The 14,895-nt window shown below is 75.0% G+C and carries 2 protein-coding genes; both read left to right on the top strand.

Going from position 1 to position 14,895, the window contains the following annotated elements:
* Positions 1-34: 34 nt before the first annotated feature.
* On the top strand, positions 35-14,296 hold the full coding sequence (locus tag ACFZBD_RS04095; RefSeq protein WP_391134921.1) for an amino acid adenylation domain-containing protein: 14,262 nt from the start codon (positions 35-37) through the stop codon (positions 14,294-14,296).
* A complete protein-coding gene (locus ACFZBD_RS04090) occupies positions 14,293-14,502 on the top strand; it encodes an MbtH family NRPS accessory protein (protein ID WP_391134918.1) in 210 nt (69 codons plus the stop codon). Before ACFZBD_RS04095 ends, ACFZBD_RS04090 begins: the two co-directional genes overlap by 4 nt.
* The last annotated feature ends 393 nt before the right edge of the window (positions 14,503-14,895 follow it).

The raw sequence follows: 14,895 nt of genomic DNA, 5'->3' as shown, positions 1-14,895 counted from the left end.
CCGACGCACCACCAGGGAAAGGCCCTCACGAACGATGTTTGACGTCGAGTCGGACCGGACGTCCGCTTCCGGGATACCCGTCACGGGCGGCCAGTCCGGCATCTGGCTGGCCCAGCAGATCGAGCCGGAGGGCTCGGCCTACAACATCTCGTTCGTGCTCCAGCTCCGCGGCGACATCGACCTGGACCGGCTGACCTCCGCCGTCCGCCAGGCCTCCGAGGAAGCGGAGAGCCTGCACGTCCGCGTCGAGGACGTGAACGGCGCGGCGCGCCAGATCCCCACCCGCCACCCCGTCGAGGTGGCCCATGTCGACCTGCGGGGCGAGTCCGACCCCCAGCAGGCGGCCTACCGGTGGATGGACGCCGACCGCGACCGCCCCGCCGACCTCTCCGCCGGCCCGCTGTTCGCGCAGGCGCTCCTCCGGCTCGACGACGAGCGCGTCTGGTGGTTCCAGCGCTACCACCACATCGTCGTCGACGGCGCCGGCATCGCCGAGATCACCCGCCGCGCCGGCGACCTCTACTCCACCGACGAGCCGATCCCGGCCCCCGACTGGTCCCTCACCCGGCTCGTCCAGGCGGACACCGCCTACCGCGCCTCCGAGCAGTACGAGAGCGACCGCGCCTACTGGCGCGAGCGGATGGCCGGCCGCCCCGAGCCCGTCCGGCTCGTCGAGCGCGCCCACGCCCCGATGCGGCGCCGCGTCCGCCGCACCACCCAGCTCGACCCCAAGGCCGCCGCGGAGCTGCGCGCCCGGGCGACCGCCGCCGGCCGGTCGCTCTCCCGGCTCCTGATCGCCGCCTCGGCCGCCTATCTCCACCGCGCCACCGGCGAGCATGACCTCGTCCTCGGCCTGCCCGTCACCACCCGCCAGGACCCCGCGACCCGCCGCGTCCCCGGCATGGTCTCCAACATCCTGCCGCTGCGCCTGGCCGTCCGCCCCGACATGACCGGCACCGAGCTGCTGGACACCGTCCGCACGGCCGTCTCCGAGGCCGTCGCCCGCAGCCGCTACCGCGCCGAGGACCTCGCACGGGACCTCGGCCTGGTCGACGGCGTCCAGGAACTCGTCGGCCCCACCGTCAACATCCTCCCGCAGCCCGAGGGCCTCCGCTTCGCCGGCGCCGACGCCGAGTTCGTGCCCTGCTGGCTCGGCCCCGTCAGCGACCTCGCCCTCACCTTCGGCGAGTTCGCCGAGGGCCACGGCCTGCGCATCCACCTCGACGCCGACGCCGAGGTCTGCGACGAGGCCACCCTCGCCGACCACGAGCGCCGCTTCCTCGCCGTCCTCGACGCCCTCACCGCCGACCCGGGCCTGCCCGTCGGGCACATCGAGCTGACCTCCGCCGCCGAACGCGCCCTGCTCCTCAGTGAGTTCGGCGTGGCGCCGTGCCCCGCCCCCGAGCTGTCCTGGCCCGCCGCCTTCGAGGAGCGGGTACGCCTCGCCCCCGACGCCGTCGCCCTCGTCTGCGAGGACCGGGAACTGTCGTACGCGCAGCTCGACGCCGCCGCCAACCGCCTCGCCCGCCTCCTCGTCGCCCGCGGCACGGCCCGCGAGGACGTCGTCGCCGTCGCCCTGCCGCGCTCCCCGGAACTCGTCGTCGCCCTGCTGGCCGTGATGAAGGCCGGCGCGGCCTACCTGCCGCTGGACGCCGACCACCCCCAGGACCGCATCGCCTACATGCTGGACGACGCCGGCGCGCGGACCGTCGTCACCACCCGCGAGCTGGCCGACGGCCTGCCGGACACCCCCGGCACCGACCGCGTGCTCCTCGACGAGCCCGCCGTCGCCGCCGCATGCGCCGCCCTCGATCCCACCGCCCCCGGCATCCCCGTCGCCCTCGGCCAGGCCGCGTACGTCATCTACACCTCCGGCTCCACCGGCCGCCCCAAGGGCGTCGTCGTCTCCCACGACGGCGTCGGCAGCCTCATCGCGACCGCCACCGACCGCATCGGCATCACCGCCGACAGCCGGGTCGTGCAGTTCGCGTCCGCCGGATTCGACGTGACGGTCTGGGACCTGATCATGTCGCTCTGCGTCGGCGGCCGCGTCATCGTGGTCCCCACCGAGCGCCGCGTCGCCGGACCCGCCCTCACCGACTACATCGCCCACCACCGCGCCACCCACATGATCCTGCCGCCGTCGCTCGTCTCGGCGCTGCCGCAGGAGTGCGCCCTGCCCGACGGCGCCGTGCTCGTCGTCGGCACGGAAGCCGTGCCGAGCGAACTCATCGCCCGCTGGGCCGGCCGCGTCCGGGTCGTCGTCGCGTACGGCCTCACCGAGGCCACCGTCAACTCCACGCTGTGGACCGCCGACGCCGACCGGCCGGGCCCCGCGCCCATCGGCAGGCCCGACCCCAACACCCGTACGTACGTCCTCGACTCCGCGCTGCGCCCGGTGCCCGTCGGAGCCGAGGGCGAGCTGTACGTCGGCGGGCGCGGCCTGGCCCGCGGCTACCTCGGCCGGCCCGGGCTCACCTCCGAGCGCTTCGTCGCCGACCCGTACGCCGACGAGCCCGGCGCCCGGATGTACCGCACCGGCGACCGGGTGCGCTGGAGCGCCGACGGCAACCTGGAGTTCCTCGGCCGCGCCGACGGACAGATCAAGATCCGCGGCCACCGCATCGAGCCCGGCGAGGTCGAGAGCGCCTTCATGGCCTGCCCCGGCGTCGCCCAGGCCGCCGTCCTCGTCCGCGAGGACCACCGCGGCGTCAAGCGCCTCGTCGCCTATCTCGTCGCCGAGGCCGGCACCGACGCCGACACCGCCGTCGCCGAAGCCCGGGCCCGGATCGCCGACGCCCTCCCGGACTACATGGTCCCCTCCGCCCTCGTCCGCCTCGACGGGCCGCTGCCGCTCACGCCGAACGGCAAGCTCGACAGCCGTGCCCTGCCCGCGCCGCAGTGGACCGCGATGGCCGGCGACGACGCTCCCACCACCCCCGAGGAGACCGCGCTCGCCGCGCTCTTCGCCGAGGTGCTCGGCCTGCCCTCGGTCGGCGTCCACGACAGCTTCTTCGAACTGGGCGGCGACAGCATCGTCGCCATCCAGATGGTGAACCGCGCCCGGGAGGCCGGACTCGCCCTCACCCCGCGCGACGTGTTCCGGCAGCGCACGGTCGCCGCGCTCGCCAGGACCGCGGCCCCGATCGCCCCCGGCACCGGCACCGCGCCGGCCCCGACGGTCGTCCTCGACGAGGACGCCCTGCCCGTCTCCCCGCTCCAGGAAGGTTTCTTCTTCCACGCCGCCTTCGACCGGGAGCACGGCGACCTGTACGTCGTCCAGGAGGTCCTCGACCTCGCCGGCGCCGTCGACCCGGAGCGGCTGCGCGCCGCCCTCCAGCTGACCCTGGACCGGCACCCGCTGCTGCGCGCCTCCTTCCGCCAGCTCCCCGGCGGCGAGGTCGTCCAGCGGCTCGCCGACCGCGTCACCCTGCCCTGGCGCGAGGCCGACACGGCCCGGACCGGCCTCGCCGACATCCTGCGCCAGGACCGCGCCGAAGGCTTCGACCTGGCCGCGCCGCCGCTGCTGCGCGCCACCCTGATCCGCGACGGGCAGCGCCACCGGCTGCTCCTCACCCTGCACCACATCATCGCCGACGGCTGGTCCGTCTCCGTGCTGCTGCGCGAACTCACCGCCGCCTACCGCGGCGACGCCCTGCCCGAGCCCGTCGCACCGCACGCCTACCTCTCCTGGCTCGCCGCCCGGGACCGCGACGCCGCCCGCGACGCCTGGGCCGGGGCGCTCGCCGGCCTCGAAGGACCGACCCGGCTGCCCGCCCTCGCCACCGACGACGCCGCCGGCGCCGCGCGCCGGGCCCGGCCCGAGCACGTCGACCTGCGCCTGCCCGAGGTGTTCACCGCCGACCTGACCGCCCGCGCCCGGTCCCACGGCCTCACCCTCAGCACCGTCGTCAACGGTGCCTGGGCGCTGCTCCTCGGCGCGCTCACCGGCAGCCAGGACGTCGTGTTCGGCACCACCGTCTCCGGCCGCACCACCGAGGTCGCGGGCCTCGACGCCGCCGTGGGCCTCTTCATCAACACCCTCCCGGCCCGGGTGACCCTGCGCGCCGGCGAATCCCTCACCGACCTGCTGCGACGCGTCCAGGACGAGCACGCGGCGCTCCTGGACCACCAGCACGTCGGCCTCGCCGACATCCAGCGCGTCGCCGGCGGCGGCGAACTCTTCGACACCCTCGTCGTCTTCGAGAACTACCCGGCGGGCGACCTCACCTCCGGCGGGGAGACCGGCACGCCGCTCGTCACCTCCGCCGAGGTGCTCGACGCCGTGCACTACCCCCTCGCGCTCATCGTCGAACCCCGCGACGGCCACCTCGCGCTGCGCTTCAAGTACGACGCGGCCCGCCTCGACCAGGTCACCGTCGCCGTCCTCGCGAACCGCTTCGAGACCCTGCTGCGCACCCTCACCACCGACCCCGGCCGCACCGTCGCCCGCCTCGGACTGCTCTCCGACCGCGAGGAGGAGCGCCTCACCGAGCTCAACGCCACCGCCCACCCGCTCCCCGACGACGGCGCCACCCTCGCCTCCCTCTTCGCCGCCCAGGCGGCACGCACCCCGGACGCCCCCGCCGTCGTCTTCGAGTCCACCACCCTCGGCTACGCCGAACTCGACCGGCGCGCCGAGGCGCTGGCCCGGCGCCTTCGGGCGCACGGCGCGGGCCCCGAGCGGTTCGTCGCCGTCGCCGTGCCCCGCTCGGCGGAGCTGATGGTCGCCCTGCTCGCCGTCCACAAGGCGGGCGCGGCCTACCTCCCCGTCGACCTCGACTACCCCGCCGACCGGGTCGCGTTCATGCTCGGCGACTCCGGCGCCCGTACGGTCGTCACCACCGCCGCCTCGGCCGCACGGCTGCCCGCCGTACCGGGCCTGGAACACCTCCTCGTGGACCTGGCGGACGAGGACCCCGACGCACCGGCCGCCGACGCGCCCCCCGCCGTCCAGGCCGGACCCGACCACCCCGCCTACCTCATCTACACCTCCGGCTCCACCGGCCGCCCCAAGGGCGTCTCCGTCACCCACCGCGCGATCGTCAACCGACTCGCCTGGATGCAGGGCGAGTACGGCCTGACCGCCGACGACCGGGTGCTCCAGAAGACCCCGTCGAGCTTCGACGTGTCCGTCTGGGAGTTCTTCTGGGCGCTGACCGAGGGCGCCACCGTCGTCCTCGCCCGCCCCGACGGCCACCGCGACCCGGCGTACCTCGCCGAGCTGATCCGCACCGAGCGGATCACCACCACCCACTTCGTCCCGTCCATGCTGGCGGCGTTCGTCCAGGCCATGGAGGCCGCCCCCGGCGACGCCGACTGGGCCGCGAGCCTGCGCCGGGTCTTCTGCAGCGGCGAGGCGCTCACCGGCCCCGACGCCCGGCGCTGGTCCGCCCTGACGGCCCGCCCCGGCCGCGGCCCGGTGCCGCTGCACAACCTGTACGGGCCCACCGAGGCCGCCGTCGACGTGACCTCCTTCCCGTACGAGGGCGGCACCGAGCCGGCCGTCCCCATCGGCCGGCCCGTCTGGAACACCCGCCTGTACGTCCTCGACGCCTTCCTGCGGCCCGTCCCGGACGGTGTCCCCGGCGAGCTGTACCTCGCCGGCGTCCAGTTGGCCCGCGGCTACCACGACCGGCACGGCCTGACCGCCGAGCGGTTCGTCGCCGACCCCTTCGGGGAGCCCGGCACCCGCATGTACCGCACCGGCGACCTGGTCCGGCGCCGTGCCGACGGCGCCGTCGAATACCTCGGCCGCACCGACCGCCAGGTGAAGATCCGCGGCAACCGCATCGAACTGGGCGAGATAGAGGCCGCCCTCGCCGCCCTGCCCGGCGTCGGCCGCGCGGCCGTCATCGTCCGCGACGGCGCCCTCGTCGGCTACGCCGTGCCCGCCGCCGGGGCCACCGCCCCCGACGGCGACGCCCTGCTCGGCGCACTCGCCGCGGAGCTGCCCGCCAGCATGGTGCCCGGCGCCGTCGTCACCCTCGACGAACTGCCCCTGTCGCCGAGCGGGAAGCTCGACCAGAACGCCCTGCCCTCGCCGGCCGTCGCCCCCAAGACCGGCGGACGCGCGCCCCGCGACGCCCGCGAGAGCGCCCTCTGCGAGATCTTCACCGCCGTCCTCGGTACCCCGGGGATCGGCGCCGACGACGACTTCTTCATGCTCGGCGGCGACAGCCTCACCTCGATCGCCGTCGTCACCCAGGCCCGGGAAAGGGGACTGACCATCAGCCCGCGCGACGTGTTCGAGCACCGTACGCCCGCCGCGCTCGCCGCGGCGGCCCAGGAGGCTCCGGACCCCCGGCCCGACACCACGCCTCCCGCGGACGCGCCCGCCGCCCCCGCCGTCACCGTGTCGGCCACCGACGCCGGGCAGGCCGCCGCCGCGCTCCAGGCGATGCTGGCTCAGCAGAGCCTGTCCGGCGCGGCCGTCGATCCCGCGCTCCAGGCGCTCCTCGGACAGCTCACCGCCGCCGCGGCGACCCAGGCGGAGCCCCCGGCCCCCGCCCCGTTGGGCGGCCTCGAGCTGACCGACGAGGAGACCGCCCGCGTCGAGGCCGTCGCGGGGCTGCCCGTCGCCGACGTCTGGCCGCTCTCCCCGCTCCAGGAGGGCATGTACTTCCACGCGACCTACGACGCGGGTGACGCCCTCGACGTCTACCTGTCGCAGGAGAACCTCGACTTCGACCACCGCCTCGACGCCGACCGGCTTCGCGCCGCCTGCCGGGCGCTCCTCGAACGCAACGCCAGCCTGCGCGCCGGGTTCACCAGCGACGGCCTGCCCCGGCCCGTGCAGTTCATCGCCGACGGCGCCGAGATCCCGCTCGTCGAGACCGACCTGTCCGCCCTGCCCGCCGACGAGCAGCGCGCCCGCCTCGACGACCTCCTCGCCGCCGACCGCCGCCGCCGCTTCGACCTGTCGGCGCCGCCCCTGTGCCGCCTCCAGCTCGTCCGCCTCGGCGACGGACGCGACCGGCTCGTCGTCACCCACCACCTGATCCTGTGGGACGGCTGGTCCGCCTGGCTGTTCCTGGAGGAGCTGTTCACGCTGTACGAGCGCGGCGGCGACACCACAGGCCTGCCCGCCCCCGGCTCGTACCGCGACTACCTCGCCTGGCTCGACGAGCAGGACACCACCCAGGCCGTCGACGCCTGGCGCGGCGCCCTCGCCGGCTTCGACGAGCCGACCCTGGTCGCCCCGACCGGCCGCGACGCGGACCCGGTCATCCCGGCCGACTTCGACGCGCTGCTCACCCAGGAGGCCAGCGACGCCCTGCGCGCCCTGGCCCGCCGCCACGGCCTCACCCTCAACACCGTCCTCAACGCCGCCTGGGGCCTCGTCCTCTCCGCGATGACCGGCCGCGGCGACGTCGCCTTCGGCACCGCCGTCGCCGGACGCCCCACGGACGTGCCGAACGTCGCCGGCATCATCGGCATGTTCCTCAACACGATCCCCGCACGGGTCGCCTTCACCCCCGACGAGCCGCTGCTCGACCTGCTGCGCCGCATGCAGACCGAGCGCGCCGCCGTCATGCCCTACGAATACGTCGGCCTCGGCACGCTCCAGCAGGAGACCGGCCACCGCCGCCTCTTCGACACCCTCTTCGTGCTCCGCTCCGCCGACGGCGAGGACCGGGCCGCCGCGCTCCGGCAGCGCCACGGCATCACCGACGTGACCAACGTCGACGGCACCCACTTCCCGCTGACCCTGATCGTCACCCCCGAGACCCGGCTCAGGGTCACCCTGGCGGCCCGCCCCGACCTCTTCGACGCCGAGGCGGCCACCACCATCCTCGGCCGGTTCACCACCGTCCTGGAGCGGCTCGCCGAAACCCTCGCCGCCCCGGACGCCGCAGGCGCCCGCACCGTCGGCGTGGACCTGCTGCTGCCCGCCGAGCGCGCCGCCCTGACGGCCGAGTGGGCCGACAGCCGCGAGCCCGTACCCGACGAGACCATCGCCGACATGCTCACCGCCCAGGTCGCCCGCACCCCGGACGCCGTCGCGCTGGTCTTCGGCGAACGCGCCCTCACCTACGCCGAACTCGACGCGCACATCAACCGGATCGCCCGGCTGCTGCTCGCCCGCGGAGCCGGCCCGGAGAAGGTCGTCGCACTGGCCCTGCCCCGCTCCATCGACATGGTCGCCGCCCTCTTCGCCGTCCTGCGCACCGGCGCCGCCTACCTCCCGCTCGACCTGGACCACCCGGCCGACCGGCTCCGCCTCATGGTCGAGGACACCGGGCCGCTCTGCCTGGTCTCCACCGCCGCCGTCGCCCCCACCCTGCGCGGGGACAACGGCGCCGCCGCCCCTGAGCTCCTCCTGGACGACGAGACCGTCGCCGCCGAACTCGCCGCCCTGCCCGGCGACGAGATCACCGACGCCGAACGCCCCGCGTTCGCCCACGGCCTGGCCGGCCGCCTGGAGCACCCGGCGTACGTCATCTACACCTCCGGCTCGACCGGCCGCCCCAAGGGCGTCGTCACCCCCTACCGGGGCCTGACGAACATGCAGCTCAACCACCAGAAGGAGATCTTCGACCCGGCCATCGCCTCGGCCGGCGGACGGCGCCTGCGCATCGCGCACACCGTCTCCTTCGCCTTCGACATGTCCTGGGAAGAGCTGCTCTGGCTCGTCGAGGGCCACGAGGTCCACGTCTGCGACGAGGAGCTGCGCCGCGACGCCGAGGCCCTGGTCGCCTACTGCGACGCCCACCGGGTCGACGTCGTCAACGTCACGCCCACCTACGCCCAGCTCCTCATCGAGGAAGGCCTCCTCGACCGGGACGAACAGGCCGGCAAGCACCGGCCCGCCCTCGTCCTGCTCGGCGGCGAGGCCGTCTCCGATACCGTGTGGACGAAGCTGCGCCGCACCGAGAGCACGTACGGCTACAACCTGTACGGACCGACCGAGTACACGATCAACACCCTCGGCGGCTCCACGACCGACAGCGCCACCCCCACGGTCGGCCTGCCCATCCGCAACACCCGCGCCTACGTCCTGGACACCATGCTGCGGCCCGTCCCGCCGGGCTGCCCTGGCGAGCTGTACATCGCCGGCACCGGCCTGGCCCGCGGCTACCACGACCGCCCCGGACTGAGCGCCGAGCGCTTCGTCGCCGACCCGTTCGGCGAGCCGGGCGAGCGGATGTACCGCACGGGCGACCTCGTCCGGCAGCGCCCCGACGGACTGCTCGACTTCCTCGGCCGCACCGACGACCAGGTCAAGATCCGCGGCTACCGCATCGAGCTGGGCGAGATCTCCACCGCCCTCTCCTCCCACCCCGACATCGCCCACGCGGCGGTCGTCGTCAACGAGAGCACCGGCACCAAGCGCCTGGTCGGCTACTTCGCGCCGGAGGACGGCGTCGCCGCCGACGACGACCTGGTCCAGCGGCTGCGCGACCACCTGAAGGCGGGCCTGCCCGACTACATGGTCCCCTCCGCGCTCGTCCCCGTGGACACCCTGCCGCTGACCGTCAACGGCAAGCTGGACGTCCGCGCCCTGCCCGCCCCCGACTTCGCCGGCACCGGCGCCAGCCGCGCCCCGCGCACCCCCCGCGAGGAGACGCTCTGCGCCCTCTTCGCGGAGATCCTCGGCCTGCCCGAGGGCAGCGTCGGCATCGACAGCGACTTCTTCGAACTGGGCGGACACTCGCTGCTGGCCACCCGCCTCGTCAGCCGGGCCCGCACCGCGCTCGACACCGAACTCGCCATCCGCGACCTGTTCGAGGCCCCCACGGTCGCCGAACTCGTCGAGCGCGCGGCCCGCTCCGACGGCGCCGCCCGTCCCGCGCTGACCGCCGGGGAGCGCCCCGACGAGCTGCCGCTCTCCCACGCCCAGCAGCGCCTGTGGGTCATCCAGCAGATCGAATGCACCTCCGCCGCCTACAACTTCCCGCTGGTCATGCGGCTGCGCGGAGCCCTCGACGCCGACGCGTGGGAGGCCGCCCTCGCCGACGTGACCGCCCGCCACGAGGCCCTGCGCACGGTGTTCGTGGACAGCGACGGCCAGGCCGTCCAGCGCGTCCTGCCCGCCGCCCAGGCGCGGCCCGTGGTGGAACGGCTGCGCGCCGGCGAGGACGAGATCCCCGGCATCGTCGACGCCGCCACCAACCGGCCCTTCGACCTGGCCGCCGAACTGCCCCTGCGCGCCACGCTCGTGGAGCTGGCGCCCGAGGACCACGTCGTCGTCCTGCTGCTCCACCACATCACCACCGACGAGTGGTCCGACCGGCCGTTCCTCCGCGACCTGGCCGCCGCCTACGCCGCCCGCCTCGACGGCGCGGCCCCCGACTGGGAGCCGCTGCCCGTCCAGTACGCCGACTACGCCCTGTGGCAGCAGCGCCTCCTCGGCGACCCGGCCGACGCCGACAGCCTGGCCGCCCGCCAGCTGGAGTACTGGCGCACGACGCTGGACGGCGCCCCCGAGGAGCTGGAGCTGCCCACCGACCGGCCGCGCCCGGCCCGGCCGGCGTTCACCGGCGCCGAACTGGACATCGCTTTCGACACCGACGTCCACGAGGGTCTGAAGCGGCTCGCCCGCGAGACCGGCGCCAGCATGTTCATGGTGGCGCACGCCGCCGTCGCCGCCCTGCTGCACCGCATGGGCGCCGGGACGGACATCCCGCTCGGCTCGCCCATCGCGGGCCGCGGCGACGAGGCCCTGGACGACCTCGTCGGCTTCTTCGTCAACACGCTGGTGCTGCGCACCGACCTGAGCGGCGACCCGAGCTTCACGGAGCTCCTCGGCCGCGTCAGGGAGACCGACCTGGCAGCGTTCTCGCACGCGGACGTGCCCTTCGAGGCGGTCGTGGAGAAGCTCAACCCGACCCGCTCGCTCTCCCGGAACCCGCTGTTCCAGGTGATGGTCGGCTACCACGCCCGCACCGGCGACGGCCTCGAACTGCGCGGTCTGCACGCCGACTACGTCCCCTTCCGGGTCCGCTCGGCCAAGTTCGACCTGGTCTTCAGCTTCACCGAGCACACCCCGGCCGACGGCGGCACCGGCTCCCTGGCCTGCCGCCTGGAGTTCGCCACCGAGCTCTTCGACCAGGAGACCGCCGAGCGCCTCGGCGACCGCCTCCGCACGCTCGTCGCGGCCCTGGTCGCCGCCCCCGAGCGGCCCGTCTCCCGGGCCGAGATCCTCGGCGACGACGAGCGGCGACTGGTCCTGGAGGGCTTCAACGCCACCGCCCGCGAGGTCGACGAGGAGACCTTCCCCGCGCTCTTCGCCCGGCGGCTCGCCGAGCGCCCCGACGCGGTCGCCGTCGTCGACCGCTCCCGCTCCGTGACGTACGAGCGGCTGGACGCCCGCGCCAACCGCATCGCACGCCTCCTCGCCGCCCGCGGCGTGGGCGCCGAGAGCGTCGTCGGCGTCGCCGTGCCCCGCTCGGTCGACATGGTCGCCACGGTCCTCGCCGCCCTGAAGCTGGGCGCCGCGTTCCTGCCGCTCGACCTGGTCCACCCGGCCGACCGCCTCACCTACATGGTCGAGGACTCCCGGGCCGCCCTCGTCGTCGGCACCGAGCCGGTCGCCGGCAAGATCCCCGACGTGCCGGGCGTCCCCGTCGTCCTCCTCGACGACCCGGCGACCGCCACCGAGCTGGACGCCCTGCCCGAGACCCCCGTCGACGGCGGACCGGTCGGCCTGGACCAGGCCGCGTACGTCATCTACACCTCCGGCTCCACGGGCCGCCCCAAGGGCGTCATCGTCCCCCACGAGGGCATCGCCAGCCTGGTCGCCACCGCCGTCGACCGGATGGGCCTGGAGCGCGACAGCCGCGTCCTGCAGTTCGCGTCCATCGGCTTCGACGTCTTCGCCTTCGAACTGTCGATGGCGCTCTGCCACGGCGGGCGGCTCGTCCTCATCACGGACGAGGCCCGGGTCGCCGGCCCGGCGCTCACGGACTTCCTCGCCGACCAGCGGATCACCCACATGATCCTGCCGCCGTCCCTGGTGTCCGCGCTGCCGCCCGGCTGCGAACTGCCCGAGGGATCGACCGTCCTCGTCGGCACCGAGACCGTGCCGCCGGACCTCTTCGAGCGCTTCGGCGCCACCGCCCACCTGATCTGCGCCTACGGGCTCACCGAGGCCACGGTCAACTCCACGCTGTGGCCCGCCCGCGAGCAGACCGGCCGCCCGACCGGCCGCGTGCCGATCGGCCGCCCCGACCCCAACACCCGCTGCTACGTCCTCGACGACCACCTGCGGCCGGTCCCGCCCGGCGTCGCCGGCGAGCTGTACGTCTCCGGACGCGGCCTCGCCCGCGGCTACCTCGGCAAGGCCGCGCTGACCTCCGAGCGGTTCGTCGCCGACCCGTACGGCCCGCCCGGCAGCCGGATGTACCGCACCGGCGACCGCGCCCGCTGGCGCGCCGACGGCAACGTCGACTTCCTCGGACGCGTCGACACCCAGGTGAAGGTGCGCGGCTTCCGCATCGAACTCGGCGAGATCGAGGCGGTCCTCACCTCGCACCCGTCGGTGGCCCAGGCCGCCGTGGTCCCCGACCGCGACGGCGACATCGTCCGCCTGGTCGGCTACGCCGTACCCGAGACCGGGGAGCTGGACCCGCAGGAGCTGCGCGCCCACGTGGCGGGCGTCCTGCCGGAGTACATGGTCCCGGCGCTCGTCGTCCCGCTGGACGGGCCGCTGCCGCTGACCCCCAACGGCAAGCTCGACCGCAAGGCGCTGCCCGCGCCGGACTGGGCGGGCATGACCGGCGACACCCGGCCGACGAACGAGACACAGGCGAAGCTCGCCGAGCTGTTCTGCGACATCCTCAAGCTGGAGAAGGTCGGCATCCACGACAACTTCTTCGCGCTCGGCGGCCACTCGATGGCCTCCATGCGGCTCCTGGGCCGTATCCGGGCCGCCTTCGGGGTCGAGCTGAGCATCCGCGACGTCTTCGACGCGCTGACCGTCGCCGGCCTGGAGGGCAAGCTGAAGGGCGCGGCCGCCGCCCGCCCGGCGCTCCGGCCGGCGGAGGCCGGCCGGGAACCGCTCCCGGCCGCCCCGGTCCAGCGCTGGCAGTGGGATGCCTCCCGCCGCACCCCGCGCTTCGACCACGCCCTCGTGCTGCGCTCGCCCGGCGGCGGACTGGACGCGGAGGCCCTCGCGGCCGCCCTCGCCGACGTGGCGGCCCGCCACGAGCCGCTGCGGACGGCGTTCACGGAGCTCGACGGCGCCGTGCGCCACCGCGCCGCCGAACCCCCGGTCCTCGTCCGCGAAGAGTGCGCCGACCTGGAGAGCCGTCTGACGGAGCTGGCCGCGGGGGCCCCGGAGCCGGAGCGCGCGGCACCGCTCGCCGCGCACCTCCTGACGGAGACGTCGGGAGACCAGGCGCTGCTCCTGACCATGCACTACCTCACGGTGGACGAATGGTCGGTCGTGCCGCTCTTCCGCGACCTGACGGCGGCCTACACGGCCCGCACCGAGGGCCGCGCCCCCGAGTGGCAGCCGCTGCCCGTCTCGTACGGGGACTACAGCCGCTGGGCCCGCGAGGTCCTGGGCGACCTCGACGACCCGGACAGCCGGGGCGCCCGTCAGCTCGCCTACTGGCGGGAGACGCTGAAGGACGTACCGGCCGAGCTGGCGCTCCCCACCGACGGCTCCGGCGCGACCGAGCACGGCGCCGACCACGTCGGCTTCGTCCTGGACGAGCCGCTGCACGCGGCCGTGGACGATCTGGCCCGGGCGACCGGCACCAGCATGTTCATGGTCCTGCACTCCGCCCTGGCGGCGCTGCTCACCGCGCACGGGGCGGGCACCGACCTGCCGATCGGCACGATGGTGGCCGGCCGCACGGACGACCAACTGGCCGACCTGGTGGGCTGCTTCTTCAACACGGTCGTGCTGCGCACCGACACGGCGGGCGACCCGACGTTCGCGGAGCTGCTGTCCCGCGTACGGGAGACCACGCTGAGCGCGCTCGACCGCCAGGAAGTCCCGTTCGACGAGGTGGTCCGGGCGACCGGGCTGCCCGCCGAGGGCCCGCAGGTCATGGTCATCCACCACGAACAGGCGGACCTGGACCAGCTGGAAGGCGGCGTCGGCTCCCTCGACGCCGTGCCGACCGGCTCGACGCGGGCCCGGCTGACCCTCAGCTTCTACGAGCCGCGGGGCGAGGGCCCCGTCCACTGCGGGCTGATCCACGCGACCGACCTGTTCGGCGCCGCCAAGGCACGGCGGCTCGCCGACGAACTTCAGAGGCTGCTGCGCACCGTGGCCGCCGACCCCGAGCAGCCGCTTTCGGAGCTGTTCACCGCCATGTCCACAAGGAGTGAAACCGCATGAGCACCAACCCGTTCGAGGACCCGCAGGGCCGCTTCCTGGTCCTGGTCAACGAGGAGAACCAGCACTCGCTGTGGCCGTCCTTCGCGGAGGTACCGGCCGGCTGGCGCACCGTCTTCGGCGAGGACACGCGAGAGGGCTGCCTGGCCTACGTCGAGTCCCACTGGACGGACCTGCGCCCCGCGAGCCTCGCGTCGGAACAGGGCTGACGCCCGGCGCCGACAAGGCCTGAGCCGACTGGCGCCGCCGCCCGTGGAGAGACCACTCTCCACGGGCGGCGGCGTTTCGGGTGGGGGAGGGGGCCCCGGCCGACCCGGCCGCAACAGCCCCCGGCCGTAACAGCTCCGGGCCGCAACAGCTCTCTTTCGCTCGGTGCCCGGCGTACCGGTCCCGCAGCGTTCCTGTGCCGTACGCCCGCCTCACGTACCGGCCCCGGCAGCGCCCCGTGTCGTACGCCTGCCCCACACACCGGTCCCGCAGGCACCCCGCGGTACGCCTGCGCCCCCGGCACAAGCCCCGCAGCCCCCCCCGGAGTACGCCTGCGCCCCCGGCACCGGCCCCGCGCCCCCGGAACGTGGAAGAGCCCCCGCCCATTCGGGCGG

The organism is Streptomyces sp. NPDC008121 (assembly GCF_042957155.1).
Classification (GTDB): Bacteria; Actinomycetota; Actinomycetes; order Streptomycetales; family Streptomycetaceae; genus Streptomyces.
The sequence above is the reverse complement of the archived record's forward strand: the minus strand, read 5'-3'. Positions and strand labels throughout refer to the sequence as shown.

Coding starts and splice junctions, on each gene's coding strand:
- ACFZBD_RS04090 (WP_391134918.1), top strand. CDS start 14,293: ATGAGCACCAACCCGTTCGAGGACCCGCAGGGCCGCTTCCTGGTCCTG.
- ACFZBD_RS04095 (WP_391134921.1), top strand. CDS start 35: ATGTTTGACGTCGAGTCGGACCGGACGTCCGCTTCCGGGATACCCGTC.